Source organism: Pseudomonas sp. P9_35 (genome assembly GCF_034008205.1).
In the GTDB taxonomy this organism is placed as follows: domain Bacteria; phylum Pseudomonadota; class Gammaproteobacteria; order Pseudomonadales; family Pseudomonadaceae; genus Aquipseudomonas; species Aquipseudomonas kilonensis.
The window spans coordinates 3,783,136-3,809,441 of record NZ_CP125373.1; the positions used below are offsets into that span (position 1 = coordinate 3,783,136).

Sequence of the window (26,306 nt, forward strand, 5' to 3'; positions counted from 1 at the left end):
CAACCACAAGGTTTGTACCCACTGAAGATCCAATGTGGGAGCGAGCTTGCTCGCGATGGCGCCAGAACAATCACCCCCGACCCTATTGACCCGCCGCAATCGACTCCTGCTCCACCCGCTGGAAGAACACCTGCGCACGATGATCCTGGGTATAAGCCACGTTCAACCGCAACCAATCGCACGCCTCGCCCTGGGGCAGGAACGTCGAGCCTTGGGACAGTTGGATTTGCAGCTCCCGGGCGATCTGCTGCACCCGTTGTGCCGCCAGCCACCGCGGCCTGGCCCAGACGAACAGGCCCCCCATTGGCTCGGCAAATACCTCCCAGTGGGCCGGGTCCAATTGGCGCAGCGTGCTCGCCATCTGCTTGTTCAGGCGCTGGCGCAAACGCTGGATCAGCTTGCGATAAGCACCGTTGGCCAGCAACGTCGCCACCACGTTTTCCGCCAGCAGCGAACAACCGATGCCGGTAATCATCTTGACTTCGGCCAGGCGCTGGATGATCTCGGGATGGGCGACCACATAACCGATGCGCAACGAACTGGACAGCGTCTTGGAAAAACTCGCCAGGTAGATCACCCGGTCCAGGGCATCCAGGGAGGCCAGGCGTGAGGTCGGACCGTTCTGGAAATCGGCGTAGATGTCGTCCTCGATGAGGCGAAAGTCATGGGCGGTTGCCAGTTGCAGCAGACGATAGGCCACGCTCGGCGCCAGGCTGGTACCGGTGGGGTTGTGGTACATGCTGTTGATGAAGAAATACGCGGGTTTATGCTCACCGAGAAGCTGTTCCAGGCGGGCGATGTCCGGGCCTTGCGCGGTTCTCGGCACCGCCACGGTCTTGACCCCATGCAGCTTCAGCAGATTGAACAGGTTGTAGTAGCCGGGGCTTTCCACCAGCACCAGGTCACCGGGTTTGAGCAAGGTTCGCACCAGCAGGTCGAGGCCCTGGCTGGCGCCTTGGGTGGTGATGATTTGCGCCGGGTCGACATGAATATCGATCAGGCCGAGGCGCTTTTGAAGGTGCAGGCGCAGATGAGGCGAGCCCAACGGGGTGCTGTAGTTGAACAACGCGTGGTTGTCGCTGCGCACCACTTGGCGGATCGCCTGGCCCAGGTCGGTGTCGTCGCGCCAGGCATCGGGCAGCCAGCCACACCCCAGCTTGAGCTGCGTCGATTCATTGTCGAACAACCGCCACCGCGCGTTATCCGTTTCGGGCTCCGGCTCCACAGGTCGGGCCAACTGCTGCGCGACAAAAAAACCCGCGCCATGTCGAGACTCCAGCACCCCACTGGCAACCAGTTGGTCATAGGCCTTGATCACGCTCGACAGGCTCAGGCTGTTCTCACGGGCCAGTTGGCGAATGGACGGCATGCGCGCGCCGGGGCGGATGCCATGGGCGTTGATCCAGCCCATGAGGTGCGTCACGAGTTGCCGGATCACGGGCTCGGCAACGTTGCGATCAATCTTCAGGTCCACGGCTGGCACTCTTGGCTAAGTGTTCTCGATTTTCGAGCGAACAGTTAAGCACAAATGGCCTGGGTCTGTTCCTTGTTTGCGCTGTGCCCGGCAGTGATAGTCCCCGGGACTTCATGCACACCCTTTAAGGAACACCCTTGAACCCACAGCATCGACATTCCTGGGGACTGGCTTTCGGCCTTTGCCTGATCACCCTCGCGGTCAACCTGCAGGCGCCGCTGTACACCACCTATGCGCAGTTGTCCGGCTACGGGGCCGGCGCCACGGCGGTGGCGTTTTCCGGTTATGTGCTGGGTGTGTTGCCGGTCCTGCTGGCGTTCGGCGGGCTGGCCGACCGGGTGGGACGCAAGCCGTTGATCCTGGTCGCGCTCGGGCTGTCGATGCTGGCGACGCTGGTGACACTGCTCTGGCCGAGCCTCGAGGCGCTGGGCGTGGCGCGCCTGATGATGGGGGTCGGCACAGGGCTGGCCTCGGCCACATCAACCGCCTATATGGCTGAGCTCATGGCAACCCGCGATCCCCGCTCGCCGGCCAACCGGGTCACCGCCAGCACTTCCCTGGGCTTTGGCCTGGGCGCGGCGTTGACCAGTCTGTTCCTGTTCGTCCATCACAGCGCCACGCCCGGCAGCTTCTGGTTGCAGCTGATGTTGGCTGCCATCGCGATCGTCGTGGTCTGGCGGTTACCGGACCCGGCGCTGAAAATCAAAGACGCACCGTTGCTGCGCCTGCCGTTGTTTCCCGCCGGCAGCCTGCCCTACAGTTTTTCCATGCTGTTGGCCTGGGCGACCTCGGGCCTGGTCATCGCCATATTGCCGTCAGTGCTGGCGACCCACGACTTGCAGCGTTGGTCTGGCCTGTCGACCTTCACGGTCATCAGTTGCGGCCTGCTCTTCCAGCCCTGGGTTCGGCGCATGCAACCGGCCAGGGCCACGGGCTTGGGCTTGTTGATCCTGCCTGCGAGCTACGCGTTGCTGGCCTGGGGCGCGAGCACCGGCTCCCTGCTCGCCGTGTTGCTGGGAGCCTTGGGGGGCAGCAGTGCCTGCTACGGTTTCCTGTACTTGGGTGGTTTGTCCGCCATCACGGCCATGGCCGGGGCGGAGAAAGCCCGGGTCAGCGCCGGGTTCTTCCTGTTCGCCTATGTCGGGTTCAGCATCCCGGTGGTGGTGACCGGGTTGCTGGCTGACGCTTTCGGCGCTGATGTGGCGTTGATCGTGTTCGGCCTGGCGCTGCTGGCCGGGGCGTCTGTTACCGGATGGCGCATCGTCCGGACGCAGGCTTATGTGACCCACCTGTCCCACGGCTGAACTGCCAGGTTGTTGGAACTGTGCAAGAACTGTGTAGGAGCTGTCGAGCGAAGCGAGGCTGCGATCTTTCCACTGCCCATTGAGTCGAGAGCGAAAGATCAGGATCAAAAGATCGCAGGCTTCGCCAGCTCCTACAAAACCTCTCCGGAACACCGCGCTCGGCAAAGTCGTATACCATATCCCCACCTAAGCCGAACGACCCGCCGCCGTGACTTTATCCAAGTTCAACCTGCCTGACCTGGGCAACACCCCTTCCACCTCGGAAATCATCACCCGCCACCTGCGCGATGCCATCGTGGCCGGGCATTTTGCCGAGGACGAGCCGATTCGCCAGGATGATATCGCCCGGCAGTTCAACGTCAGCAAGATCCCCGTGCGCGAAGCCCTCAAGCGTCTGGAGGCCGAGGGCCTGGTGATGTTCCAGCGCAATCGCGGGGCGATGGTGACGCGCATTTCCGAGGCGGAGCTGGCGCAGATGTTCGAGGTGCGGATGCTGCTGGAAGACAAAGTGCTGCGCCTGGCGATTCCCAACATGACCGAAGCCACCTTCGCCCGTGCCGAAAGCATCTGCCGGGAGTTCATCGGTGAAGACGACGTCGGCCGCTGGGCGGAACTGAACTGGCAACTGCATGCCTGCCTCTACGAACCGGCGCAACGGCCCTTCATGGTGGGCTTGATCCGCTCGGTCCACGACAAGCTGGAGCGCTACTTGCGCATGCAAATGAGCCTTTCGGCGGGCAAGGAGCGCGCCGATCACGAGCACCGGGAAATCATCAAGGCCTGCCGCGCCGGTGACGTCGAGCGCGCGGTGATGCTGCTGGACGAGCACATCGCCGGGGTCTGCGAGACCTTGTTCAAGTTCCTGCCTTCCAGCCATTGATGGGCCTGCACTGTGCCGATTTCGTCATCGGCGACAGGTAAAACCATCAAGCCGTCGCCCCCTGGCGCGGGCCACGCTTGCCGTCACTCATCTGAACGGACGTGGCCCTCCCATGAAACGCATCACCGTGATCGACTCCCATACCGGCGGCGAACCGACTCGACTGGTCACCGACGGTTTTCCTGACCTGGGCCAGGGCAGCATGGCCGAGCGCAAGCAACGCCTGGCCACGGAACACGACGCCTGGCGCACCGCCTGCGTGCTCGAACCGCGGGGAAGCGATGTGCTGGTGGGGGCGCTGCTTTGTGAGCCGGTGGACCCCAGCGCCTGTGCCGGCGTGATCTTTTTCAATAACAGCGGCTACCTGGGCATGTGCGGCCACGGCACTATCGGCCTGGTGGCGTCACTGGCCCACCTGGGCAGGATCGGCCCCGGCGTGCACAGCATCGAAACCCCGGTAGGCACGGTACAGGCAACCTTGCACGAAGACCGCTCGGTGAGCGTGCGCAACGTGCCGGCCTACCGTTATCGCAAGGCCCTGGCCCTGGAGGTGCCCGGCATCGGCCCGGTGGTGGGCGACGTGGCCTGGGGCGGCAATTGGTTTTTCCTGGTCGCCGAACATGGCCAACGCGTGGCCGGCGATAACCTCGACGCGTTGACCGCCTACACCTACGCCGTACAGCAAGCCTTGGAGCAGCAAGGTTTTCGCGGCGAGGACGGCGGCCTGATCGACCACATCGAACTGTTTGCCGACGACCCGCAAGCCGACAGCCGCAACTTCGTGCTCTGCCCGGGCAAGGCCTATGACCGCTCCCCGTGTGGCACCGGCACCAGCGCCAAACTGGCGTGCCTGGCGGCCGATGGAAAGCTGCAACCCGGGCAGATCTGGCGCCAGGCCAGTGTCATTGGCAGCGAGTTCGAGGGCTCCTACGAGCGCTCGGGCGAGCGCATCGTGCCGACCATTCGCGGTCGCGCCTACATCAGCGCCGAAACCACACTGATCATCGAAGCGGATGACCCGTTCGCCTGGGGCATTCGTCCGTGAGCGAGGGCCATGTCGCCGACGTGATCATCATTGGCGCGGGCATCATCGGTGCGGCCTGCGCCCAGGCGCTGGCCCGACGCAACGTCAACGTGTTGGTGCTGGACGCCGGTTGGCACGGCGCCACGGCGGCCGGCATGGGGCACCTGCTGGTGCTCGATGACAACCCGGCGGAACTGGCCCTCAGTCAATATTCCCTGCAACGCTGGCGCGAGCTGGCCCCCGCCCTGCCCGACGGCTGCGCCTGGCGCAACAACGGCACCTTGTGGCTGGCGGCCAATGCCGAAGAAATGGCGGTGGCCCATAGCAAATACCTGAACCTGCTGGCCCATGGCGAAGCCTGTGAACTGATCGGCCACGCCGCGCTGCATCAGCGTGAACCCGAGCTACGCCCAGGCCTGGAAGGTGGGTTGCTGATCAAGGGCGACGGCATCCTCTACGCCCCGGCGGCCGCTCGCTGGATGCTGGACGCGCCCAACATTCGTCAGCAACGGGCGCAGGTCAGCGAAGTCGACGGTCATCGCGTGCGCCTCGACGACGGTCGCTGGTTGAGCGCCGAAGCGGTGGTCCTCGCCAATGGCATCCAGGCCACTGAATTGTGCCCGGAACTGCCGATCGTGCCGAAGAAGGGCCACCTGCTGATCACCGACCGCTACCCCGCTACCGTCACCCACACCCTGGTGGAACTGGGCTACGTCACCAGCGCCCATAACGCCAGCGGACCGTCGGTGGCGTGCAATATCCAACCACGCCCGACCGGACAATTGTTCATCGGCGCCTCGCGGCAGTTCGGCACGCTTGACCCACAGGTGGAAGGCTGGATGCTGGCGAAGATGCTCAAGCGCGCCGTCGAATACCTGCCAGGATTGGCGCGTCTGAACGGCATCCGGGCCTGGACCGGTTTTCGCGCAGCAAGCCCCGACGGCTTGCCCCTGGTGGGCCAACATCCACAGCGCCAGGGGCTGTGGCTGGCGGTGGGTCACGAAGGCCTGGGCGTCACAACAGCGCCGGCAACGGCCGACCTGCTCGTCGCGCAACTGTTCGACGAAACCCCACCACTGGCCGCGCAGCCTTACCTGCCGCAGCGTTTCCTCGGAGAACCGGCCCATGCCTGAAGCCCGACGCCCTTCCCCTGTGGCGAGGGAGCAAGCTCGCGCTGGGCACCGTAGGAGCTGCCGAAGGCTGCGATCTTTTGATCTTTCGCTTGAGATTCGAGCTATCAGGGAAAAGATCGCAGCCTCGCTCCGCTCGGCAGCTCCTACAGGCCCGGCGGGAGCTTGCTCCCTCGCCACAGGTTCTGGGTGTGCCCAAGGCATCCGCTTAGCCAAGGAGGATTATCCCCATGCCTGACTTGTTTTTGGACGGCCGCCCACTCTCAGTCGCCAACGGCACCAGCGTCGCAGCGGCATTGGCGTTGGGCGCGGATGGTTGCAGTCGCACCTCGGTCAGCGGCCAGCGCCGTGCGCCGTTGTGCGGCATGGGTATCTGCCAGGAGTGCCGGGTGCTGATCGACGGTCGTCGACGCCTGGCCTGCCAGACCCTGTGCCACGACGGCATGCAGGTGCAGACCCGGCCATGAACGAAACCACCGACCTGCTGATCATCGGCGCCGGCCCCGCTGGCATGGCCGCCGCCCTCGCCGCCGCCGCCAGCAGCGGCGCGCGTATCGTGCTGCTGGACGACAACCCGCTGCCCGGTGGGCAGATCTGGCGCGACGGCCCCCAGGCCAACCTGCCCAGCGCCGCCCGACGCCTGCGCGAGCAACTGCACACCTGCGCCAACGTACGTTGCCATGCCGGCACCCGTGTGATCGCCTGCGCGGCGGATAAAACCTTGCTGGTGGAAGATGCCGAGCGCGGCTGGCAGATCAGCTATGAGCGCTTGATTCTCTGCACCGGTGCCCGCGAACGGCTGCTGCCGTTTCCCGGCTGGACACTGCCCGGCGTGACCGGTGCTGGCGGCTTGCAGGCGCTGATCAAGGGTGGCTTGCCGGTGCGCGGCGAACGGCTGGTCATCGCCGGCAGCGGCCCCTTGCTGCTGGCCAGCGCCGCCACGGCAAAGCATCAAGGTGCACAAGTGCTGCGCATCGCCGAGCAGGCCCGGCGCGGCGCCGTCGCCGGTTTCGCCGCACAACTGCCGCGCTGGCCGGGGAAGTTTTTCCAATCGTTCAGCCTGTTCGACCGGCACTACCGCACCGACACCCACGTGGTGGAAGCGCTCGGTCGGGAACGGCTGGAGGGCGTGCGCCTGCATCAGCAAGGCAAGACGATTGAATTGGCCTGCGACCGGCTCGCCTGTGGTTTCGGGCTCATTCCCAATACCCAATTAGGCCAGGCCCTGGGTTGCGCGGTTGAAGACCAGGCGCTTGCGGTTGACGCCTGGCAAGCGACCACTCGCCATGAACATTACGCTGCCGGTGAGTGCACCGGTTTTGGCGGCAGCGAACTGGCGCTGGTGGAAGGCGCCATCGCCGGCCATGCCGCCGTCGGCAATCGCGCAGCTGCCCAGCAGCTATGGCCGCGCCGCGCACGTTGGCAGGGTTTCGCCGGGGCATTGAACAAGGCCTTCGCCCTCGATCCACGGCTCAAGACCTTGGCCCGCAATGACACCCTGGTCTGCCGCTGCGAAGACGTACCGTACGGCGAACTGGTCGGCCACAAAAACTGGCGCGAAGCAAAACTGGCAAGCCGCTGCGGCATGGGCGCCTGCCAGGGCCGAGTGTGCGGCGCCGCCCTGGAACACCTGTTCGGCTGGACACCGCCCACACCCCGCCCACCTTTCAGCCCGGCGCGGATCGAAACCTTGCTGAACCTGGAAGAAACCCCACCCACCTGAACCCGACACACATCCCTCTCTGACCTGTACTCACCACAAATCCCCTGTGGGAGCTGAGCTTGCTCGCGATAGCGGTGGGTCAGTTGGTAAAGATGCTTCCTGTGCCGCCGTCATCGCGAGCAAGCTCGGCTCCCACAGGGGATTGTCATAACCCCCAGATCTGTGAACACACCGGAACCCTGTGGGAGCGAGCTTGCTCGCGATAGCGGTGGGTCAGTTGGTAGAGATGCTGCCTGTGCCGCCGTCATCGCGAGCAAGCTCGGCTCCCACAGGGGATTGCCATAACCCCCAGATCTATGAACACACCGGAACCCTGTGGGAGCGAGCTTGCTCGCGATAGCGGCGTGACAGCCAGCACATTTTCGACTGACACTGCGCCATCGCTCCCACAAAAAAGACGCCGCCGGCCATGTACCCCTCGCTCACTTCCCTAGCGCCCTGCGACCTCGATACCCTGCTGCGCAGCCTGCAGCCCATCGCCCCGCTGCTGGACACCCTCGCGGACGTGGTGTTTTTCATCAAGGACAAGCAAGCCCGCTACGCCTTCGTCAACCAGACCCTGGCCCGGCGCTGCGGTTTCAAACACAGCGGTGACCTGCTCGGCCTCACCGCCGACCAGGTGTTCCCCGAGCGCTTCGGCCCGCTGTACACCGAACAGGACCGCCGGGTGCTGGCCAGCGGGCGGGAGTTGGCCGACCAGCTCGAACTGCATTTGTATTACGGTAACCAGCCCGTCTGGTGCCTGACCCACAAGCTCGCCCTGCACGATCCAGACGGCCAGATCGTCGGCCTGGCCGGTATTTCCCGCGACCTGCAACTGCCGCAATCGAGCCATCCGGCGTTCCACAAACTGGCGGCGGTGGACGCCCATATCAAGCAGTACTTCGCCCGCCCCATCAGCCTTGCCGAGCTGACCGCCATTGCCGAATTGTCGGTGGCGCAACTGGAGCGGCACTGCAAACGCATCTTCCAACTCACGCCACGGCAGATGATTCACAAGGCGCGACTGGAAGAGGCCTCACGGCTGTTACTCGACAAAGACCTGCCGATCACCGAGATCGCCCTGCGCTGCGGTTACACCGACCACAGCGCCTTCAGCCGCCAGTTCCGGGCCCTGACCAGCCTGTCGCCCAGCCAATATCGCGAGAATCAGCGCTGATCCTTGTTCCCTGATGGGGCATCGGATCCTGTGGCTGCTCCCATCTGTAACACCCCGAATCCAACGTAGCACCCCGCGCTTATGTGTGCCGCCCGTCAGGAACGCCTCTAGGTCAGCCCTCCAGCACGATTACTGCGCCGCAAGCAGAAACAGGCACGCCGATTGCTTATCTAATATCGTATACGAAATCCTCAATACGATATCTCACCGCATTTATTCGACAGCGAGGCATTTATGAAAAACCCTGCATTGGCCGTAGCCCTCAGCATTGTCCTCACCCCGCTTTTCATCGCTTCCGCCCACGCCGACAAGCTCGATGACATCATCGGCTCCGGCAAGCTGCGTTGCGCCGTGACCCTGGACTTCCCCCCGATGGGCTTTCGCGACGAAAGCAACAAACCGGCGGGCTTCGACGTGGACTATTGCAACGATCTGGCGAAGGTCCTCGGTGTCGATGCCGAAGTGGTGGAAACCCCATTCTCCGACCGAATCCCCGCGCTGCTGTCCGGCCGCGCCGATGTCATCGTCGCCTCCACCTCCGACACCTTGGAGCGAGCCAAGACCGTGGGCCTGACCGTGCCCTACTTCGCCTTCCAGATGGTCGTGCTGACCCGCGACAACACCGGCATCAACAGCTACGCCGACCTCAAGGGCAAAGCCCTGGGCAACACCAGCAGCACCTACGAAGCCATCGCCCTGGAGAAGGACCAGAAGAGCTGGGGCAGCGGCAGCTTCCGCGCCTACCAGTCGCAGAACGACACCTTGCTGGCCGTCGCCCAGGGGCACATCGATGCCACCGTGGTGACCAACACCGTGGCCGCCGCGACCCTCAAATCGGGCAAGTACAAGGGCCTGAAGATCGCCGGTGACGCGCCCTACGTCATCGACTACGTGTCCCTCGGCGCCAAACGCAGCGAATACGGCCTGCTCAACTACCTCAACCTGTTCGTCAACCAGCAGGTACGCACGGGTCGCTACAAGGAACTGTTCGTCAAATGGGTCGGCACCGACATCCCGCCGGCCAACCTGACCGTTCCCCAGGTCTATTACTGAGGATCGGCGCATGCCAAGCACGCCTGTCCGTGTGAAAGGCCGCAGCCTGGTGGAGGGTGCCGCCCAGGGCGCCCTGCTGTTCGCCGAGGTGGGGCTGAGTTTCTGGGGCGGGGTCGATCCAGCCAGCGGCGAAGTCATCGACCGCCACCATCCCTTGAGTGGTCAGCGCTTGGCCGGGCGCGTGCTGGCGATCCCCAGCGGACGCGGTTCCTGCACCGGCAGCAGCGTCTTGATGGAGCTGATCAGCAACGGCCACGCGCCCGCGGCCCTGGTGCTCGCCGAAGCCGATGAAATCCTGACCCTGGGCGTGCTGGTGGCGCAGGTGATTTTCCAACGCTCGCTGCCAGTGGTGTGCGTGGGGCACGAGGCCTTCAATGGGCTGCGCGGCCAGGGTTTCGTGCGCCTGGAAGGCGACGTCCTGACACTGTCTGGCCGGCCCCCAAATGACGGTTGGCAAGGTTCTGACCCAGCGCCGCTGCCGCCCACGTCCTCAACCCTGGTGCTGAGCGAACAGGACCGGGCGTTGCTCGACGGCACCTACGGCAAGGCCGCCCAAGTGGCGATGCAAATCGTGCTGCGCATGGCCGAGATCCAGGGCGCCACGCAACTGCTGGACGTGACCCAGGCCCACATCGACGGCTGTATCTACACCGGCCCGGCCAGCCTGCGCTTTGCCGAACAACTGGTGCAGTGGGGGGCGAAGGTTCGCGTGCCCACCACCCTCAATTCTATTTCCGTGGACCAGCGTCGCTGGCGGGAACTGGGCGTCGATCCGGCCCTGGGCGAGCCGGCCAGTGCCCTGGGCGATGCCTACATGGCAATGGGCGCCCAACTGAGTTTCACCTGCGCGCCCTACCTGCTGGACACCGCGCCAAAGGCCGGCGAACAGATCGTCTGGGCCGAATCCAACGCAGTGGTCTACGCCAACAGCGTGCTGGGGGCGCGCACGCAGAAGTACCCGGACTTCCTCGATATCTGCATCGCCCTGTGCGGACGGGCACCGTTGACCGGCTGCCATCTCGACGACCCGCGCAAGGCCCGGCTGATCGTCGACGTGCCGGCGCTGGGTCACGTGGACGACAGTTTCTATCCACTGCTGGGCTATCACATCGGCAGCCTGGCGGGCCGGCGCATCCCGCTGATACGTGGGCTGGAACACGCCGCGCCCACCCTGGACGACCTCAAGGCCTTTGGTGCCGCGTTCGCCACCACCAGCGCCGCGCCGTTGTTCCACATCGCCGGGGTAACGCCGGAAGCCCTCGACCCGGCCGATGTCCTGGAGAAGGACGTCACCTTGCCGCAGGAAAGCGTCGATGCCGCCGGCCTGCTTGCCAGTTGGCGTGAGCTCAACAGCGCCCGGGACAACTGGGTGGACGTGGTGTCCCTGGGTAACCCGCATTTCTCCCTCAGCGAATTCGCCGCCCTGGCGACCTTGTGCGCGGGCCGGGTCAAGCATCCGTATGTGGTGCTGGCGATCACCTGCGGCCGGACAGTGCTGGAGCAGGCCCGCAAAGCCGGGTATCTGACCGCCATCGAGGCGTTCGGCGCGGTGCTGGTGACCGACACCTGCTGGTGCATGTTGGGCGAACCGGTGATTGCGCCCCACGCCACCACGCTGATGACCAACTCCGGTAAATACGCCCACTACGCACCGGGCCTGGTCCGGCGTGGGATGCACTTTGCCGCCCTCGCCGACTGCGTCGAGGCCGCCTGCACCGCCTCGACCCGCGGCCAGCCGCCGGCATGGCTGCAACCCACCGCCCGCACCGGGAGCCCGACTCATGTTTGACTACAGCTTCCAATGGCGCCCGGCCTTGCGCGCCCTGCCCGACATGCTCGCCGGGGCCTGGGTGACGTTCGAGACCGCCGCGCTGTCGATGATTTTCGGCGTGCTGATCGCCCTGGTACTGACGGTAATGCGCCAGGCCCCGAATCGCTTGCTGCGGGGCGTGGGCAATGGCTGGGTGTCCATCGCCCGCAACACGCCCTCGCTGTTCCAGATCTACATCCTCTACTTCGGCCTCGGCTCCCTCGGCCTGCACGTCAGTTCCTGGCTGGCCTTGCTGGCCGGGATCACCTTCAACAACGCCGGCTACCTGGCGGAAAACTTTCGCGGCGGCCTCAAGGCCGTGCCCAGTACGCAAATGCGCGCCGCCCGCTCCCTGGGGATGAGCGCCTTCCAGGCCTACCGGATGATCATCGTCCCGCAACTGTTGCGCATAGTCTTCTACCCGTTGACCAACCAGATGGTCTGGGCGGTGCTGATGACGTCCCTGGGCGTGGTCGTCGGCCTGAACAACGACCTCACCGGTGTCACCCAGGAATACAACGTCAAGACCTTCCGCACCTTCGAATACTTCGCCCTCGCGGCGGTGCTGTATTACCTGATCGCCAAGCTGATCGTCGGGCTGGCCCGGCTGTTGTCCTGGCGGTTGTTTCGTTATTGAGGAGGGTGGGTCATGTTTTCTACAAGCCTCAGCATCAACGACCTGCTGTATTTGCTCGAGGGGGCCTGGGTCACGCTGCAACTGACCGTCTGGTCGATCCTTTTGGGCACCCTGGCCGGGTTGCTGTTCGGTCTGTTGCGGGCGTTGTTGCCGCGGGCCAGCCTGCCGTTGGCCTGGTTGCTGGACGTGTTCCGCAGCGTGCCGTTGCTGATCCAGTTCGTGCTGTTCAACTCGCTCAAGAGCATCGCCGGCCTGAACCTCAGCGCCTTTGCCGTCGGTTGCATCGTCCTCGGCGTCTATGCCGCCGCTTACTTCACCGAGATCGTCCGCGGTGGCGTGCTGGCGGTGCCGTTGAGCACCCGTCGGGCCAGTCGGTCACTGGGCCTGAGCTACGTGCAGGACCTGCGGTTCATCGTCCTGCCGATCGCCACGCGGGTGGCCTTTCCCGGCTGGCTGAACCTGGTGCTGGGCGTGATGAAAGACACCGCCCTGGTGATGTGGATCGGCATCGTCGAATTGCTGCGGGCATCGCAAACCATCGTCACGCGCATTCAGGAACCCCTGCTGGTGCTGTGCATCGCGGGCCTCATTTACTACGTCATGAGCCTGGTGGTCGCCCGCCTCGGCGCACGCCTGGAAAGAAGGTGGCAGGAAAATGATTGAGATCGAAAACGTGCACAAATCCTTCGGTGACCTGGAAGTGGTCAAGGGTGTGAGCCTGACCGTGGACAAGGGCGAAGTGGTGTCGATCATCGGCGGTTCCGGCTCTGGCAAGTCGACCCTGCTGATGTGCATCAACGGCCTGGAGCCGATCCAGAAAGGCAGCATCCGCGTGGACGGCATCGAGGTCCATGACCGCGCCACCGACCTCAATCGCCTGCGGCAGAAGATCGGCATCGTGTTCCAGCAATGGAACGCCTTCCCCCACCTGACCGTCCTGGAAAACGTGATGCTCGCGCCGCGCAAGGTGCTGGGCAAAAGCAAGCAGGACGCCGAAGCCCTGGCGGTGCAGCAGCTTGAGCATGTGGGCCTGGGAGACAAGCTCAAGGCCTTTCCCGGCAAGCTTTCCGGCGGCCAGCAGCAGCGCATGGCCATCGCCCGGGCGCTGGCGATGTCGCCGGACTACATGCTCTTCGACGAAGCCACCTCGGCCCTCGACCCGCAACTGGTGGGTGAAGTGCTGGACACCATGCGCATGCTCGCCGAAGACGGCATGACCATGGTGCTGGTGACCCACGAGATCCGCTTCGCACGGGACGTGTCCGACCGCGTGGCGTTCTTTTGCAATGGCCGGGTCCATGAGATCGGGCCGCCGGACCAGGTGATTGGCAATCCGGTGCAGCCGCAGACGGCGGCTTTTCTCAAGTCGGTGAAATAGCCGATGGCCTCATCGCGAGCAAGCTCGCTCCCACAGGGCCTTATGTACACCACAGAGCTCTTTGTGGGAGCAAGGCTTGCCCGCGATGAGGCCCGACCAGACAACACAAGGATTTGATCCATGCGCTCATCCAGAATCATCCATGTAGTCAGTTGCCACGCCGAAGGCGAAGTCGGCGATGTGATCGTCGGCGGCGTCGCCCCTCCACCCGGCGCCACGGTGTGGGAACAGTCACGCTGGATCGCCCAGGACCAGACCCTGCGCAACTTCGTCCTCAACGAGCCCCGCGGCGGCGTGTTCCGCCACGTCAACCTGCTGGTGCCGGCCAAGGACCCGCGGGCGCAAATGGCCTGGATCATCATGGAACCGGCCGACACGCCGCCGATGTCCGGCTCCAACTCGTTGTGCGTCGCCACCGTGCTGCTGGACAGCGGCATCCTGCAAATGACCGAGCCCCAGACCCGCCTGGTGCTCGAAGCGCCGGGCGGCCTGATCGAAGCCGTGGCCGACTGCCTCGACGGCAAGGTACAACGGGTCGAGATCAAGAACGTGCCCTCCTTCGCCGACCGCCTCGATGCCTGGATCGAAGTCGAGGGCCTGGGCTCGTTGCAGGTGGACACCGCGTATGGCGGCGACAGCTTTGTCATCGTCGATGCCCAGCGCCTGGGCTTTGCCATCCGCCCTGACGAAGCCGCCGAACTGGTGGCCGTGGGCTTGAAGATCACCCGCGCCGCCAACGAGCAATTGGGCTTCGTGCACCCGCTGAATCCCGACTGGTCGCACATCTCGTTCTGCCAGATTGCCGCGCCCATCGTCCAGGAAAACGGCATCGCCACCGGCGCCAATGCCGTGGTGATCCAGCCCGGCAAGATCGACCGCTCGCCCACCGGCACCGGCTGCTCGGCACGCATGGCGGTGCTGCACGCCAAGGGTTTGATGCAGGTCGGCGAGGGTTTTATCGGCCGCTCGATCATCGGCTCCGAATTCCACTGCCGCATCGATTCACTGACCGACGTGGCCGGACGCCCGGCGATTTACCCGTGCATCGCCGGACGGGCGTGGATCACCGGGACCCATCAGCTGTTGCTCGACCCAGCCGATCCGTGGCCCGAGGGCTACCGGCTTTCGGATACCTGGCCGGGCGCATGACTTTCAGATTCACCCAAAACCCTTGTGGCGAGGGAGCTTGCTCCCGCTGGACTGCGAAGCAGTCCTGAAGACTGACAACTCGGTGTGTCAGTCAGATCCTGAGGGCCGCTTCGCGACCCAGCGGGAGCAAGCTCCCTCGCCACAAAAACACTATCAAAAACGGAGACAACCCATGAGCAAACGCATCAACTGGAGCGGCGTCTTCCCTGCCGTCACCACCCAATTCAACGATGACTTTTCCATCAATCTGGAAAAAACCCACCAAGTGATTTCCAACGTCATCCGTGATGGCGTTTCCGGCCTGGTGGTCTGCGGGTCGGTGGGGGAAAACACTTCCTTGAGCGCCGAGGAAAAGATCGCCGTGACCGAAGTCGCGGTAGACGCCTCCCGTGGCCGCGTGCCGGTGATCTGCGGGGTGGCCGAATTCACCAGCGTGCAAGCCGCCAAGGTTGCCAACGCAGTGCGCAAGGTCGGCGTCGACGGAGTGATGCTGATGCCGGCGCTGGTCTACGGTTCCAAGCCCTTCGAGACCGCCGAGCATTTCCGCTACGTGGCCCGCCACGCCGACGTGCCGCTGATGGTCTACAACAACCCGCCGATCTACAAGAATGACGTGACGCCGGACATCCTGATTTCCCTGGCCGATTGCGACAACGTGGTGTGTTTCAAGGACTCCTCCGGCGACACCCGGCGCTTCATCGACGTGCGCAACGAAGTCGGCGATCGCTTTGTGCTGTTTGCAGGCCTCGATGACGTGGTGCTGGAAAGCCTCGCCGTGGGGGCCGAAGGTTGGGTCTCGGGCATGTCCAACGTGTTCCCAAAAGAAGGCGAGACCATTTTCCGCCTGGCCCGCGCCGGACGCTTCGCCGAAGCAATGCCGATCTATGAATGGCTGATGCCGATCCTGCACCTGGACGCCCGCGCCGACCTGGTGCAATGCATCAAGCTGTGCGAAGCCATCGCCGGCCGCGGCAGCGCCCTCACCCGCCCACCGCGCCTGGCCCTGCCGGAAGCGGACCGGGTGTATGTGGAGCAGATCATGGCCAAGGCCATGGCCAATCGGCCGGTGTTGCCGGATGTGGGGCTTTGACCCAAGGGCATGGCGCTAACTGGCGGTGATGGTGCCGCCGCTATCGCGAGCAAGCTCGCTCCCACAGGGACCAAGGTGCAAGGAGGATTTGCAGCCCATACAAGATCCCTTGTGGGAGCGAGCTTGCTCGCGATAGCGGTCCGCCAGAGCCGGCTATGCTGGATGTGCCGTCCCCTTCGCGAGCAAGCTCGCTCCCACAAAGTCTTGACGAGGCTTCCCATGAATTATTTCCTGGCCCAGGCCCTGAACAACCGATGGGCCAACCACAGGCTGCTCAGCGCCTGCGCGCAGTTCAGCAAGGCCGAATACGAAGCGCCGCGCACGGGGTTCTTCCCGTCCATGCAAGCCACGCTTTGCCACATCCTGGAAGTTGACCGCTATTACCTCACCGCCCTGGAAGGCGACCGCGATGGGCAGATAAAAGACTTCTCCGAGACCCTGGCCTTTGCCCAACTGAAGCAAAGCCAAACCCAGACCGACCAGCGGCTGGTGGCGTTCTGCGAAACCCTGCGGGAAAAAGACCTTGCCCGCTGCGTGGAGCTGGTGCGTGTCGACGGTGTGGTGCGCGAGCGCATCGACCGGCTGCTGTTGCACCTGTTCGAGCATCAGATCCATCACCGCGGCCAGGTGCATTCGATGCTCAGTGGCACCGGCATCAAGCCACCGCAGCTCGATGAATTCTTCCTCGACTGCGACCGTACGTTTCGGCAAGAAGAAGAGCAGCAACTGCAACTCAACGAAAGGACCGTCTGGCAAGACCATCGGCCGGACTGAACGTCGCCCCTGGCCTCAAAAAAAATGCGATGGCCGCTGCCAGCCATCGCCAAATCGCCCACGTCAGGCGCTCTCAGATCCGTGCGGGAGACACGATGATTTTCACGTTGTGCTCCTTGTTATTGACCAATTCCTCGAAGCCCTGGCCGACAATCTGCTCCAGCTGGATGCGACCAGTGACCAGTGGGGAGATGTCCAGGCGTCCATCGGCGATGAAGGCAATCACATCGGCGAATTCACCGTTGTAGGCCAGCGCACCGAGTACCTGTTTTTCGGTTGAAACCAGTTCGAAGAAATTGAATTGGCTGGGTTCCTCGAAAATGCCCACCAACACACACTTGCCGGCCTTGCGGATCAGGTCGATGGCCAATTTGGCGGTGTGTTTGTTGCCGATGCATTCGAAACTGACATCGGCCCCCAGGCCACTGGTCAGACGGCGGACTTCGGCCAGGGCGTCGCATTCGTTCGGATCGATCACATGGTTGGCCCCGACTTCCAGGGCCTTGGCCTTGCGCGCGCCGGACATTTCCAGGGCAATCACCTGGGCCGCCCCGGCGGCCTTGGCGCACATGATGGTGCACAGGCCGATGGTCCCGGCACCGACCACCACCACGTTCTGGCCCAGCAGGCTGCCGGCCTTTTTCACCGCATGCATGCCCACCGCCAACGGCTCGATCAACGCGCCGGCCTCGGCCGGGAAATCGGCGGGCAGTTTGTAGAGCAGGTTGGCTGGCACATTGACCAGTTCGGCGAACGCACCGTTGTTCATCAGCCCGGTGAAGGCCAGGTTCTCGCAAATGTTGTAGAGCCCGTGGGTACAGTAATAGCAGGTGCCGCAGTGCTGGCAGGCGTCCGCCGCCACTGGTTCACCGACACTGAAGCCTTCGACACCGGCGCCCAGTTCGACGATCTCGCCGCAGAACTCATGGCCGAGGATGCACTGGCCCTTGATCCCGGTCAGCGGGTGCGGCGCGTCCACTGGAATGAACACCGGCCCGGCCACGTATTCATGCAGGTCGGAGCCGCAGATGCCGCACCATTGCACGCGGATCTGCACCCAACCGGCGGGCGGCGAAACCGGCAGTGGCACGTCTTCGACGCGAATGTCGTTGCGGCCATGCCAGACGGCGGCGCGCATGCTGCGGGTCGGCTTGATTGAAACGTTCATAACGTTGCCTCCAGAATTTGTAGGGACGACGACGCGTGTCGCCGCCCGCTTGATCAGTGCTGCTCGATGAAGCCGAGGATCAGCCGGTTGACCTGCTCGGCCGCTTCCATTTGCACCATGTGGCCCTGGCCGGACAGCACCTCGACCTGGGCACTCAGCCCCTCGCCATGGGCCGCCGGGATGATTGCGTCATCGCTGCCCCAGATCACCAGGGTCGCTACGTCGCCGGCCTGCACCACTTCGCGCAAATCCACCTGTTGGCGGCCGTCGGCGAACAGCGTCGCTGACAGTTGCTGCAGCGCCGCGTCCACGCCCTCCAGGCGCTTGTACTTGAGCATGTCGTCGAGCATTTGGCGGTTGACCAGTTCGGCATTGGAAAACAGTTGCACCAGTTGCGGCTTGAGGGCGTTGCGGTTGGCCGCTTCGACAAAACCTTGCAGGTAGCTGCCGTTGATCTCTGCGCCAAGCCCGGCGCTGCCGATCAAGGTCAGCGACCGGACTCGCTGCGGCATCAGGCGCGCGGCATTCAGTGACACCGCCCCACCCATGGAATGCCCCACCAGATGCACAGCGTTGATGTCCAGGTGATCGAGCAAGGCCAGCACCACGCCGCTCAGTTCGTCCAGGTCGCCGCGTTGCAGGGTTTTCGAAGATTCGCCGTGGCCCGGCAGATCCAGCGCAATGACCCGACGCCCAGCCGCCAACGCCTCATGGTTGAACAACCAGTTGTTCAGGTCGCCGCCGAAACCGTGCACCAGCAACAGCGGCGTGCCGCCCTCGCCCCGCTCGAAATAACGGATCACCCGGCCGTCCAACTCGACTTTCTGCGGTTTCGGCCCACTGTCTTCATCGGCTGCGTCACCGGGGACAAAGGTCGATAGGAACTGTTCGATGACCGCATCGATCTCGGCATCGCTGGCTTCGCCCTCGACCACGATGCCGAGCAAGGCGCCGACCGCCAGGGTTTCGTCCTGCCGGGCAATCTGCCGGCGCAAGATGCCGGAAAACGGCGCTTCGACGCTGCTGGAGATCTTGTCCGTCTCCACGTCCATCACTTCATCGCCCTTGGTGATGGCTTGGCCCTCCTCCTTGAGCCAGGCATCGACCCGGCCCTCGGTCATCGACAGGCCCCACTTGGGCATGGTCAGGGTAAAAATCTGGCTCATCAGCGCTTGCTCCACTCGATCACGTTGAGCACGGCTTGTTCGATCTTCGCCGCGTCAGGGATGTACAGGTCTTCCAGCGAGTCGGAGAACGGCACCGGGGTGTGCGGCGCGGTGACCATTTCAATCGGCGCCTTGAGCGCGCCAAAGGCTTTTTGAGCCACCAGCGCCGAAATATCGGTGGCCATGGAACAGCGTGGGTTGGCCTCGTCGATCACCACCAGGCGCCCGGTCTTCTCGACACTTTCCAGGATGCTGTCCTCGTCCAGCGGGCTGGTGGTGCGCAAGTCGATGACTTCGCAGTCGATGCCACGCCCGGCCAGGCTGCGCGCCGCGTCCATGGCGGTGTTGACGGTGCGCCCGTAGGACACGAGGGTCACGTCCTTGCCATCGCGCAGGAAGTTGGCCTCGCCAAAGGGAATGGTGTAGAGCTCTTCCGGCACCTCGCCCTGCATGCTGTAGAGCAACTTGTGCTCGCAGAAGATCACCGGGTCGTTGTCGCGGATCGCCTGGATCAGCAGGCCCTTGGCGTCGTAAGGCGACGATGGGCAGACCACTTTCAGCCCCGGAATGTGCGTCCACAACGATGTGAGCATCTGCGAATGCTGGGCGGCGGCGCGCAGGCCGGCGCCGACCATGGTGCGGATCACCAGGGGCGTGGAGGCCTTGCCGCCGAACATGTAGCGAAACTTCGCCGCCTGGTTGAGGATCTGGTCCAGGCAGCACCCGGCAAAGTCGACGAACATCAGTTCGCACACCGGGCGCACGCCGCAGGTGGCGGCCCCGACCGCCGCGCCGACGTAACCGATTTCCGACAGTGGCGTGTCCAGCACGCGTCCGGGGAACTGGTCGTAAAGCCCCTTGGTAACGCCGAGCACACCGCCCCAGGCGTCGTTTTCACCGGGTGCGCCGGCACCACCGGCCACGTCCTCACCCATGATGAAGACGCTGGAGTCGCGGCGCATTTCCTGGGCCAGGGCCTCGTTGATTGCCTGCTGATAGCTGATTTTTCTCGCCATGATGGGATTCTCTATTGTTGTTATTCAGGAGGGCGTTCAGGGATAGCTGACGTAGACGTCGGTCAGCAGGTCCGCCGCGGTGGGCTTGGGATCGGATTTGGCCTTGTTCACGGCGTTTTCAATCAGCATGTCCACTTCCTTGTCGATCTGGTCCAACTGCTCGACGGTGAGCAGTCCGGCTCGGGTGGTGCGCTCGCGGAACTGCATCAGGCAATCCTGGTTCTCGCGAAAATGCTTGACCTCGTCGGGCGCCCGATAGGTTTGGGCGTCGCCCTCGAAGTGGCCGTAGTAGCGGGTCAGCTTGACCTCGATCAGCGACGGCCCTTCCCCGGCACGGGCGCGCTCGACAGCGGCCCCGGCGGCCTCATGCACGGCAAAGAAGTCAAAGCCATCCACCGTCACCCCGGGCATGCCGAACCCGGCCGCACGGTCGGCGATGTGATCGCAGGCCACCGACCAATTGGAGGCGGTGGCTTCGGCGTAGCCATTGTTTTCGGCGATGAACAGGCACGGCAGGTTCCACACCGAGGCCATGTTCATGGCTTCGAACACCGCGCCCTCGTTGGAGCCGCCGTCGCCGAAAAACACCACGGCGACACTGTCGGTACCCTTGAGCCGGGCCGCCAAAGCCGCGCCGACCACCAACGGCGCGCCGGCACCGACAATGCCATTGGCGCCGAGCATGCCTTTCTCGAAATCGGCGATGTGCATCGAGCCGCCCTTGCCTTGGCAGACGCCGGTTTTCTTGCCATAGATCTCGGCCATCATCCCGTAGACATCCACGCCCTTGGCGATGCAATGGCCGTGACCACGGTGGTTGGACGCGATGCAATCGTCATCGCCCAGGTGGGCCATGACGCCGGCGGCCGAGGCTTCTTCGCCGGCATACAGGTGGACGAAACCGGGAATCTCGCCCGTGGCGAACTCCACGTGCAGGCGCTCTTCGAAGGCGCGGATGGTGCGCATCACCTGGTAGGCGTGCAGCAGTTGATCGTGGGTGAGCGGTGTCGACATTTTTATTCTCCTGGGGTGTCTTCTTGAAGATTCAGAGGGTGTTGCGGGTGTTCGCGGCCGATGGCCAGCAAACGGTGTTGCGCGGCGTAGGCCAGCACCGCGTTGACGTCGATGCTCAGCGGGCCGCCGGCATCGAGGGTGACCGTGGGTCGGTCCTGCGCGTTGAATTCGATTTCCCGCTCGCCATCCAGGGCCAGGGTGCCGCTGGAGAGCGACAGACCGTGGGCGATGCCCGGTTCCAGGGGCCCGGCAGCAAGCACGCCACAGCCTTGCAGCAGCCCTGGCGCGAGCGGCACCAGCAGCGCTTCGGGGGATTGCGGGTCCAGACGCATCCAGGCGCCACCCGGTGCCTGGCGCGACACCGGAAACCACAAGCCGCACAGCGCCGACAGGCCAATGGATTGCGGTTCGGCGAAGGTCACGAAGACTTCGGCCAGGTCCTGTGCCCGACTGATCGCCCGGGCGCCGACAAACCGCAGCGGCGACACGGCGACGTCCACCAGGGCGACTTCGCGCAAGCCACGTCCGGCATCACAGACCAACAAGCGCTTGTTGCGGCGCAAGCCGATCGAGTCCGGGATTCGGCCACTGGCGTACAACCCTCCGGCCAAGCCGGCACTGGTGGCCTCGCGCAGTTCGGGAAAGGCGTTGTTGGTGCCGGTGGACAGGGTCAGCAACGGGATATCCCCGACTTCGGCGGCCACTGCTTTATGGGTGCCGTCGCCACCAAGCACGGCGATCAGCGCCACCTCGCGCTCGGCCATCAGGCGTGCGGCCCGGCGGGTGTCTTCGACGGTCTGGCGCAGGGTCAGGTCGAGAAACTGCAGGGCCGGCCAGTGGCTGCTGCGGGCTTGGCGGCTGTGGCTGTTCTTCAGCACGGCGGCGGCCATGCCAATCATGTCGGTGGGCATCAACACCTGTTCGATGCCGGTGGCCCCGAAAGCGGCCAGCAGGCGCTGGATCACCGAGACCTTGTCAGTGCTGGAAAACAGCCCGGCATTGGCGGTCAGGCGCCGCACGTCACGGCCCGATGCGGGGTTGGCGATGATGCCCACGGCCAACGGCCGGCGACTCATGACACCACCGTGGAGGGGGCAGGCACACGGCCTGGGCAGGAAACCATAGACACCTCGTTGTTATTCTTGGATGACCCGTCGAGCGGGCTCCAGAGGTAGAGCAAGGGCGGTGCCAGTTGTGAAAAAAATCTGCTCAACGCCCGGGCCAGAGCGGCCCCCATGGGATTTTCGATGAAGCGAACCGAGCCCCGGTGAGACGCCCCATGTCAGCCTGCACGAGGTTGCGGCGAGACGCTGAGACGTGGCGTCTCACACCGCCCGCAGAACCCGTCGAGCTTGTCTGCACCCGGCGAACGGCGCTTAATGTGCGCACAACGATAAGAAGCTGAATCGGAGGCCCCTATGCTTTCCGCTCACTCCCGGGCGCACGTGGATTGCGTCAGCCGCGTGGTGAAAAACGCGAACCAATTGCCACAACTGCCCGTCCCGGACCTGATCCTCGACTCCTGGCGCCGGTCCATGGAGCAACATCACCTGGACCCCGGTTCGCTACAGGGCCCGCGCATCCTGTCCCAGGACGTGCTCAAGCAATGCCGTGAGCGCTCCGAGCTGTTCCTCAATATCGCCAGCGAAGAAGTGGCTCGCCTCCATGGCCGGGTCCGCGATGCCGACTACTGCGTGCTACTGACCGATGCCCAGGGCCAGACCATCGACTATCGGGTGGAAACCACGATCCGCAATGACTGCCGCAAGGCCGGGCTGTACCTGGGCACCTGTTGGTCGGAGGGCGAGGAAGGCACCTGCGGCGTGGCGGCGGTGCTCACGGCCAAGGCCCCGGTGACGGTGCACAAGCGCGACCATTTCCGGGCGGCGTTCATTGGCCTGACCTGCTCCGCCGCGCCGGTCTTCGACCCCCAGGGCGAATTGCTCGGGGTGCTGGACGTCTCGGCGGTGCGCTCGCCGGATGATCGGCGCTCGCAGCACCTGATCCGGCAAATGGTGGTGCAGAGCGCCCGGGAGATCGAACAGGCGTTTTTCATGAGCAGCGCCCAGGGTTACTGGGTGCTGCGGGCCCATCGCAACGCCGGCTACGTCGACAGCCAGCCGGACTTCCTGTTCGCCTGGGACGACGACGGTTGCCTGCAAGCCTTGAACCCGGCCGCCCGCCAGTACCTGCTGCAACATTACGGGCAGTTGCCGCAACACATCAGCCAGGTGTTCGACCAGCAGTTGCTGCACCGTGCCCGGGACGAAAGCCTCTGCTCGCTCGATCACGCCATGCACGGGCGCTTGAGCGCGCCACGCCAGCGGGCCAGTTCACGTTCGCGGGTGGCGATGACCCCGTTGGAAATCGATCCACGCCTGGCCGACAGCCTGCGCCTGGCGGTGCGGGTCAAGGATCGCAACCTGCCGGTGCTGATCCAGGGCGAAACCGGTTCCGGCAAGGAAGTGTTCGCCCGTCAGTTGCACCAGGCCAGCCAGCGCCGTGATCGCCCTTTCGTGGCGTTGAACTGCGCCGCTATTCCCGAAAGCCTGATCGAAAGCGAATTGTTCGGCTACGTCGCCGGCGCCTTCACCGGTGCCTCGACCAAAGGCATGCAGGGCCTGTTGCAACAGGCCGATGGCGGCACCTTGTTCCTGGATGAAATCGGCGACATGCCGCTGGCCTTGCAGACCCGCCTGCTACGCGTATTGGCCGAGGGTGAAGTGGCGCCACTGGGCGGGTCCCGCCGCAAGGCCGTGGACATCCAGGTGATCTGCGCCACCCACCGCGACCTGGAGACCCTGGTAGCCGCCGGCGAGTTTCGCGAGGATTTGTATTTCCGCCTGGGTGGCGCGCGCTTCCAGCTGCCACCGTTGCGCGAGCGCAGCGACCGGCTGGCGTTGATCAATCGAATTCTTGCCGAGGAGTCGGCGCTGTGCGGGGCAACCGTGCAATTGAGCGGCGCGGCCCTGGAATGCCTGCTCGGCTATCACTGGCCAGGCAATGTGCGCCAGTTGCGCCATGTGCTGCGCTACGCGTGCGCGGTGTGCGAAGCCAGCGTGGTCCAGCTCAGCCACCTGCCCGAGTCAATGCACCACACGGACGCCGCCGATCACGGGCCGGAACCGAGCGCCAGCCCGGAACGCCAGGCACTGCTCGATGCCTTGGTGCGCCATCGCTGGAAACCCACCGCCGCCGCCCGGGCCCTGGGCATTTCCCGGGCAACCCTGTATCGACGGGTAAACCTGCATGGCATCGAAATGCCGGGCCGCAGCCCGGCCTGAGGGCCTAGCGTCGCGCCAGTTCGTGACGGACACATTGTTCGTAGTAAGTCTGCTTGACCGCGACCGGCTTGAGGCGCGAAGCGCTGTTGTAGGTCTGCTCGGTAATGCCCAGGGCGGTCATGCGCATCCAGGGCCGGGGAAACTTGCGCACTTGCAGCTTCTTGCGCGCGCCGTACAGGCTGACGCCGGAAAGCTTCGACGCCTGCGCCCCTGCCGCGATATCCGCCCCCCAGCGGCACACCGACTGCTGGTTTTGCGTCAGCACCCTGGCCTGGGCCTCAAGCGAAACGGCGGCCAGGAGAAACGTCGCCACGACCCACATAGAAATACGCATAGGTTTGTCGCCCAACTTTCTGAAAGGAAAGAAGTTTGACCTTATGTAACTGAGCAAGGGGCCAGCATTTGCATGCCATTCTCGAATCCGCATGCAACCCTGTGGCGAGGGAGCTTACTCCCGCTGGGCTCTGTAGGAGCTGGCGAAGCCTGCGATCTTTTGATCTTTCGCTTGAGATTCAAGCGTCTTTGGAAAGATCGCAGCCTCGTTGCACTCGACAGCTCCTACACAGCTCCTACACAGCTCCTACAGACCCAGCGGGAGCAAGCTCCCTCGCCACGGGGACAGCTTGCCTTCGCCATCTGCCACATTCGTTCGCAAGTGGCGCGCCGCACTAGAAACAGGTTGATAATATACCTACAACATATTGAAATTAAACGATTTATCTATCAATTTTGCTAGCCTTCGCCTCCTGCAGCAGTTGCTGGATCACCTGCTCCTGCTCGCCATAGCGTCCTTCGCCAAAATGGCTGTAGCGCACCTGCCCCTTGGCATCGATGAAGTAATGAGCCGGCCAGTACTGATTGTTGAAGGCACGCCAGATCGCATACTGATTGTCGATCGCCACCGGGTAGTGGATGTCCAGCTTGCGCACCTGCTCGCGGACGTTGTCGATGATCTTCTCGTAGCCGTACTCCGGGGTGTGGACACCGATCACTACCAAGCCGTCCTTTTCATACTTCTTCGCCCAACCGTTCACATAGGGCAAGGTGTGCTGGCAGTTGATGCAGTCGTAGGTCCAGAAGTCCACCAGCACCACCTTGCCCTTGAGCGATTCGCTGCTCAGCGGCGGCGAGTTCAGCCATTGCACCGCGCCGTCCAGCGCAGGCATGGCGCCCTGGGATTCGAGGGCAGGCATGGAACTTGCGCCAGCCTTGCTCACCATATAGTCGATGGCCTTGGGCACGTTCTGCAGCAGGCTTTTTTCCAAGCTGGCCGATTGTTGGGAGGAAGTCGCCGCCAACAAGCGGTCATCCGCCCCGGTGCCAATCGCCACGGCCGCCAGCAATACCGCCACCCCCGTGCCCCGGCGCAGCCAGGTGGTGATCGGCAGCGAGAGTTTCAGGCGTCCGACCAGTCCGCGCCCGGCCAGGATCAGCGTCCCCAGGGACAAGGCACTGCCCAGGCCGTAGGCGAGTAACAGCAGGCTGGTTTGTGTGCTGGCGCCTTGCAGCATGGCCCCGGTCAGGATGACCCCGAGTATCGGTCCGGCGCACGGTGCCCAGAGCAGCCCGGTGGCGACCCCGATCAGCACTGAAGCCACAGGCCCGGCCATCCGCCCGGCGCCGGCGTCCAGGCGATTGCCCAGGCTGACCAGCGGCCGCGCCAACCAGGTGCCGACCCGACTGAAGATCAGCGACAAGGCAAACACCACCATCACCACCAAGGCGACTTGCCGGCCGACGCTGCTGGCACGCAGCACCCACTCGCTGCTGACCACCGCCAGGCTGGAGACCAGGGCAAACGTCAGCACCATGCCGCCGAGGGTCAGCAGCACCGAGCCACGGGAGCGATCGGCCCGGGCGAACAGAAACGGCACCACTGGAAGAATACAGGGGCTGAGGATCGTCAGGATCCCGCCGAGAAAAGCGATCAGAAGCATGGCAACACCTCAAAATAAAAAGCTGACATAGACCCTGTGGCGAGGGAGCTTGCTCCCGCTGGGCTTGTGTAGGAGCTGCCGAAGGCTGCGATCTTTTGATCTTTCGCTTGAGACTCAAGTGCCTGGGGAAAGATCG

At 64.1% G+C, this 26,306-nt stretch carries 24 protein-coding genes; 16 read left to right on the forward strand and 8 right to left on the reverse strand.

The features are described 5' to 3' along the window. Window positions 1–82 precede the first annotated feature (82 nt). Window positions 83–1,474: a PLP-dependent aminotransferase family protein gene (locus QMK47_RS16460; protein WP_320388754.1), complete on the reverse strand. Its 1,392-nt coding sequence runs from the start codon at window positions 1,472–1,474 to the stop codon at window positions 83–85. Between the two features lie 137 nt (window positions 1,475–1,611). Here QMK47_RS16460 and QMK47_RS16465 point away from each other — a divergent pair, with 137 nt between their 5' ends. The 15 genes from QMK47_RS16465 to QMK47_RS16535 all read left to right on the forward strand — a co-directional run bounded on the left by QMK47_RS16465 (window position 1,612) and on the right by QMK47_RS16535 (window position 16,585). Then, on the forward strand, window positions 1,612–2,778 hold the full coding sequence (locus QMK47_RS16465) for an MFS transporter (RefSeq protein ID WP_258688280.1): 1,167 nt from the start codon (window positions 1,612–1,614) through the stop codon (window positions 2,776–2,778). Between the two features lie 208 nt (window positions 2,779–2,986). Next, entirely contained in the window at window positions 2,987–3,658 is a 672-nt protein-coding gene (locus tag QMK47_RS16470) for a GntR family transcriptional regulator (protein ID WP_230148840.1), read from the forward strand. A gap of 112 nt (window positions 3,659–3,770) precedes the next feature. Further along, the gene (locus tag QMK47_RS16475) at window positions 3,771–4,703 is read left to right on the forward strand and encodes a 4-hydroxyproline epimerase (protein WP_320388756.1); all 933 of its coding nucleotides are present in this window, start codon (window positions 3,771–3,773) and stop codon (window positions 4,701–4,703) included. Further along, window positions 4,700–5,815: an FAD-binding oxidoreductase gene (locus QMK47_RS16480; protein ID WP_320388758.1), complete on the forward strand. Its 1,116-nt coding sequence runs from the start codon at window positions 4,700–4,702 to the stop codon at window positions 5,813–5,815. The genes QMK47_RS16475 and QMK47_RS16480 overlap by 4 nt, the downstream gene beginning before the upstream one ends. A gap of 227 nt (window positions 5,816–6,042) precedes the next feature. Beyond that, on the forward strand, window positions 6,043–6,279 hold the full coding sequence (locus QMK47_RS16485; RefSeq protein ID WP_003202550.1) for a 2Fe-2S iron-sulfur cluster-binding protein: 237 nt from the start codon (window positions 6,043–6,045) through the stop codon (window positions 6,277–6,279). After that, window positions 6,276–7,535 (forward strand): FAD/NAD(P)-binding oxidoreductase, encoded by a 1,260-nt coding sequence (locus QMK47_RS16490; protein ID WP_320388760.1) that lies wholly within the window; start codon window positions 6,276–6,278, stop codon window positions 7,533–7,535. The genes QMK47_RS16485 and QMK47_RS16490 overlap by 4 nt, the downstream gene beginning before the upstream one ends. A gap of 409 nt (window positions 7,536–7,944) precedes the next feature. Then, entirely contained in the window at window positions 7,945–8,694 is a 750-nt protein-coding gene (locus tag QMK47_RS16495; protein WP_320388761.1) for an AraC family transcriptional regulator, read from the forward strand. A gap of 234 nt (window positions 8,695–8,928) precedes the next feature. After that, complete coding sequence (locus tag QMK47_RS16500; protein WP_258688287.1) at window positions 8,929–9,747, forward strand: transporter substrate-binding domain-containing protein; 819 nt, start codon at window positions 8,929–8,931, stop codon at window positions 9,745–9,747. 10 nt (window positions 9,748–9,757) lie between these two features. After that, window positions 9,758–11,536, forward strand: a complete 1,779-nt coding sequence (locus tag QMK47_RS16505; RefSeq protein ID WP_320388763.1) for an aconitase family protein — start codon at window positions 9,758–9,760, stop codon at window positions 11,534–11,536. Then, window positions 11,529–12,194: an amino acid ABC transporter permease gene (locus QMK47_RS16510; protein ID WP_013693525.1), complete on the forward strand. Its 666-nt coding sequence runs from the start codon at window positions 11,529–11,531 to the stop codon at window positions 12,192–12,194. The genes QMK47_RS16505 and QMK47_RS16510 overlap by 8 nt, the downstream gene beginning before the upstream one ends. A gap of 12 nt (window positions 12,195–12,206) precedes the next feature. Next, window positions 12,207–12,857, forward strand: coding sequence for an amino acid ABC transporter permease (locus QMK47_RS16515; RefSeq protein WP_320388764.1), 651 nt, complete (start codon window positions 12,207–12,209; stop codon window positions 12,855–12,857). Then, window positions 12,850–13,572, forward strand: a complete 723-nt coding sequence (locus QMK47_RS16520; protein ID WP_253475488.1) for an amino acid ABC transporter ATP-binding protein — start codon at window positions 12,850–12,852, stop codon at window positions 13,570–13,572. The genes QMK47_RS16515 and QMK47_RS16520 overlap by 8 nt, the downstream gene beginning before the upstream one ends. A gap of 120 nt (window positions 13,573–13,692) precedes the next feature. Beyond that, window positions 13,693–14,721 (forward strand): trans-3-hydroxy-L-proline dehydratase, encoded by a 1,029-nt coding sequence (locus tag QMK47_RS16525; protein WP_320388766.1) that lies wholly within the window; start codon window positions 13,693–13,695, stop codon window positions 14,719–14,721. A 172-nt stretch (window positions 14,722–14,893) separates the two neighbouring features. Further along, the gene (locus tag QMK47_RS16530; RefSeq protein WP_253475494.1) at window positions 14,894–15,811 is read left to right on the forward strand and encodes a dihydrodipicolinate synthase family protein; all 918 of its coding nucleotides are present in this window, start codon (window positions 14,894–14,896) and stop codon (window positions 15,809–15,811) included. A gap of 219 nt (window positions 15,812–16,030) precedes the next feature. After that, window positions 16,031–16,585 (forward strand): DinB family protein, encoded by a 555-nt coding sequence (locus QMK47_RS16535; protein ID WP_320388768.1) that lies wholly within the window; start codon window positions 16,031–16,033, stop codon window positions 16,583–16,585. A 73-nt stretch (window positions 16,586–16,658) separates the two neighbouring features. Here the strand turns inward: QMK47_RS16535 and QMK47_RS16540 are convergent, their stop codons facing one another. From QMK47_RS16540 to QMK47_RS16560, 5 genes are all read right to left on the reverse strand, one after another. After that, window positions 16,659–17,723, reverse strand: coding sequence for a 2,3-butanediol dehydrogenase (locus tag QMK47_RS16540; RefSeq protein ID WP_253478567.1), 1,065 nt, complete (start codon window positions 17,721–17,723; stop codon window positions 16,659–16,661). An 83-nt stretch (window positions 17,724–17,806) separates the two neighbouring features. Beyond that, a complete protein-coding gene (locus QMK47_RS16545; RefSeq protein WP_320388770.1) occupies window positions 17,807–18,919 on the reverse strand; it encodes an acetoin dehydrogenase dihydrolipoyllysine-residue acetyltransferase subunit in 1,113 nt (370 codons plus the stop codon). Beyond that, window positions 18,919–19,935: an alpha-ketoacid dehydrogenase subunit beta gene (locus QMK47_RS16550; protein WP_014339122.1), complete on the reverse strand. Its 1,017-nt coding sequence runs from the start codon at window positions 19,933–19,935 to the stop codon at window positions 18,919–18,921. The genes QMK47_RS16545 and QMK47_RS16550 overlap by 1 nt, the downstream gene beginning before the upstream one ends. A gap of 36 nt (window positions 19,936–19,971) precedes the next feature. Next, window positions 19,972–20,949 (reverse strand): thiamine pyrophosphate-dependent dehydrogenase E1 component subunit alpha, encoded by a 978-nt coding sequence (locus tag QMK47_RS16555; protein WP_003202577.1) that lies wholly within the window; start codon window positions 20,947–20,949, stop codon window positions 19,972–19,974. 2 nt (window positions 20,950–20,951) lie between these two features. Then, a complete protein-coding gene (locus QMK47_RS16560; RefSeq protein WP_320388772.1) occupies window positions 20,952–22,025 on the reverse strand; it encodes an ATP-NAD kinase family protein in 1,074 nt (357 codons plus the stop codon). Between the two features lie 342 nt (window positions 22,026–22,367). Between QMK47_RS16560 and QMK47_RS16565 the strand changes: the two genes are divergently transcribed. Next, entirely contained in the window at window positions 22,368–24,233 is a 1,866-nt protein-coding gene (locus tag QMK47_RS16565; RefSeq protein WP_320388774.1) for a sigma-54-dependent Fis family transcriptional regulator, read from the forward strand. Window positions 24,234–24,237: 4 nt separating this feature from the next. On the opposite strand, the gene QMK47_RS16570 is transcribed toward QMK47_RS16565, so the two are convergent. After that, entirely contained in the window at window positions 24,238–24,567 is a 330-nt protein-coding gene (locus tag QMK47_RS16570) for a hypothetical protein (RefSeq protein ID WP_253475509.1), read from the reverse strand. Window positions 24,568–24,949: 382 nt separating this feature from the next. Next, window positions 24,950–26,170: a cytochrome c biogenesis protein DipZ gene (locus QMK47_RS16575; protein WP_320388775.1), complete on the reverse strand. Its 1,221-nt coding sequence runs from the start codon at window positions 26,168–26,170 to the stop codon at window positions 24,950–24,952. Window positions 26,171–26,306 lie beyond the last annotated feature (136 nt).

Coding starts and splice junctions, on each gene's coding strand:
- QMK47_RS16530 (WP_253475494.1), top strand. CDS start 14,894: ATGAGCAAACGCATCAACTGGAGCGGCGTCTTCCCTGCCGTCACCACC.
- QMK47_RS16515 (WP_320388764.1), top strand. CDS start 12,207: ATGTTTTCTACAAGCCTCAGCATCAACGACCTGCTGTATTTGCTCGAG.
- QMK47_RS16490 (WP_320388760.1), top strand. CDS start 6,276: ATGAACGAAACCACCGACCTGCTGATCATCGGCGCCGGCCCCGCTGGC.
- QMK47_RS16565 (WP_320388774.1), top strand. CDS start 22,368: ATGCTTTCCGCTCACTCCCGGGCGCACGTGGATTGCGTCAGCCGCGTG.
- QMK47_RS16520 (WP_253475488.1), top strand. CDS start 12,850: ATGATTGAGATCGAAAACGTGCACAAATCCTTCGGTGACCTGGAAGTG.
- QMK47_RS16500 (WP_258688287.1), top strand. CDS start 8,929: ATGAAAAACCCTGCATTGGCCGTAGCCCTCAGCATTGTCCTCACCCCG.
- QMK47_RS16575 (WP_320388775.1), bottom strand. CDS start 26,170: ATGCTTCTGATCGCTTTTCTCGGCGGGATCCTGACGATCCTCAGCCCC.
- QMK47_RS16475 (WP_320388756.1), top strand. CDS start 3,771: ATGAAACGCATCACCGTGATCGACTCCCATACCGGCGGCGAACCGACT.
- QMK47_RS16510 (WP_013693525.1), top strand. CDS start 11,529: ATGTTTGACTACAGCTTCCAATGGCGCCCGGCCTTGCGCGCCCTGCCC.
- QMK47_RS16555 (WP_003202577.1), bottom strand. CDS start 20,949: ATGTCGACACCGCTCACCCACGATCAACTGCTGCACGCCTACCAGGTG.
- QMK47_RS16525 (WP_320388766.1), top strand. CDS start 13,693: ATGCGCTCATCCAGAATCATCCATGTAGTCAGTTGCCACGCCGAAGGC.
- QMK47_RS16545 (WP_320388770.1), bottom strand. CDS start 18,919: ATGAGCCAGATTTTTACCCTGACCATGCCCAAGTGGGGCCTGTCGATG.
- QMK47_RS16535 (WP_320388768.1), top strand. CDS start 16,031: ATGAATTATTTCCTGGCCCAGGCCCTGAACAACCGATGGGCCAACCAC.
- QMK47_RS16550 (WP_014339122.1), bottom strand. CDS start 19,935: ATGGCGAGAAAAATCAGCTATCAGCAGGCAATCAACGAGGCCCTGGCC.
- QMK47_RS16485 (WP_003202550.1), top strand. CDS start 6,043: ATGCCTGACTTGTTTTTGGACGGCCGCCCACTCTCAGTCGCCAACGGC.
- QMK47_RS16495 (WP_320388761.1), top strand. CDS start 7,945: ATGTACCCCTCGCTCACTTCCCTAGCGCCCTGCGACCTCGATACCCTG.
- QMK47_RS16560 (WP_320388772.1), bottom strand. CDS start 22,025: ATGAGTCGCCGGCCGTTGGCCGTGGGCATCATCGCCAACCCCGCATCG.
- QMK47_RS16540 (WP_253478567.1), bottom strand. CDS start 17,723: ATGCGCGCCGCCGTCTGGCATGGCCGCAACGACATTCGCGTCGAAGAC.
- QMK47_RS16570 (WP_253475509.1), bottom strand. CDS start 24,567: ATGCGTATTTCTATGTGGGTCGTGGCGACGTTTCTCCTGGCCGCCGTT.
- QMK47_RS16505 (WP_320388763.1), top strand. CDS start 9,758: ATGCCAAGCACGCCTGTCCGTGTGAAAGGCCGCAGCCTGGTGGAGGGT.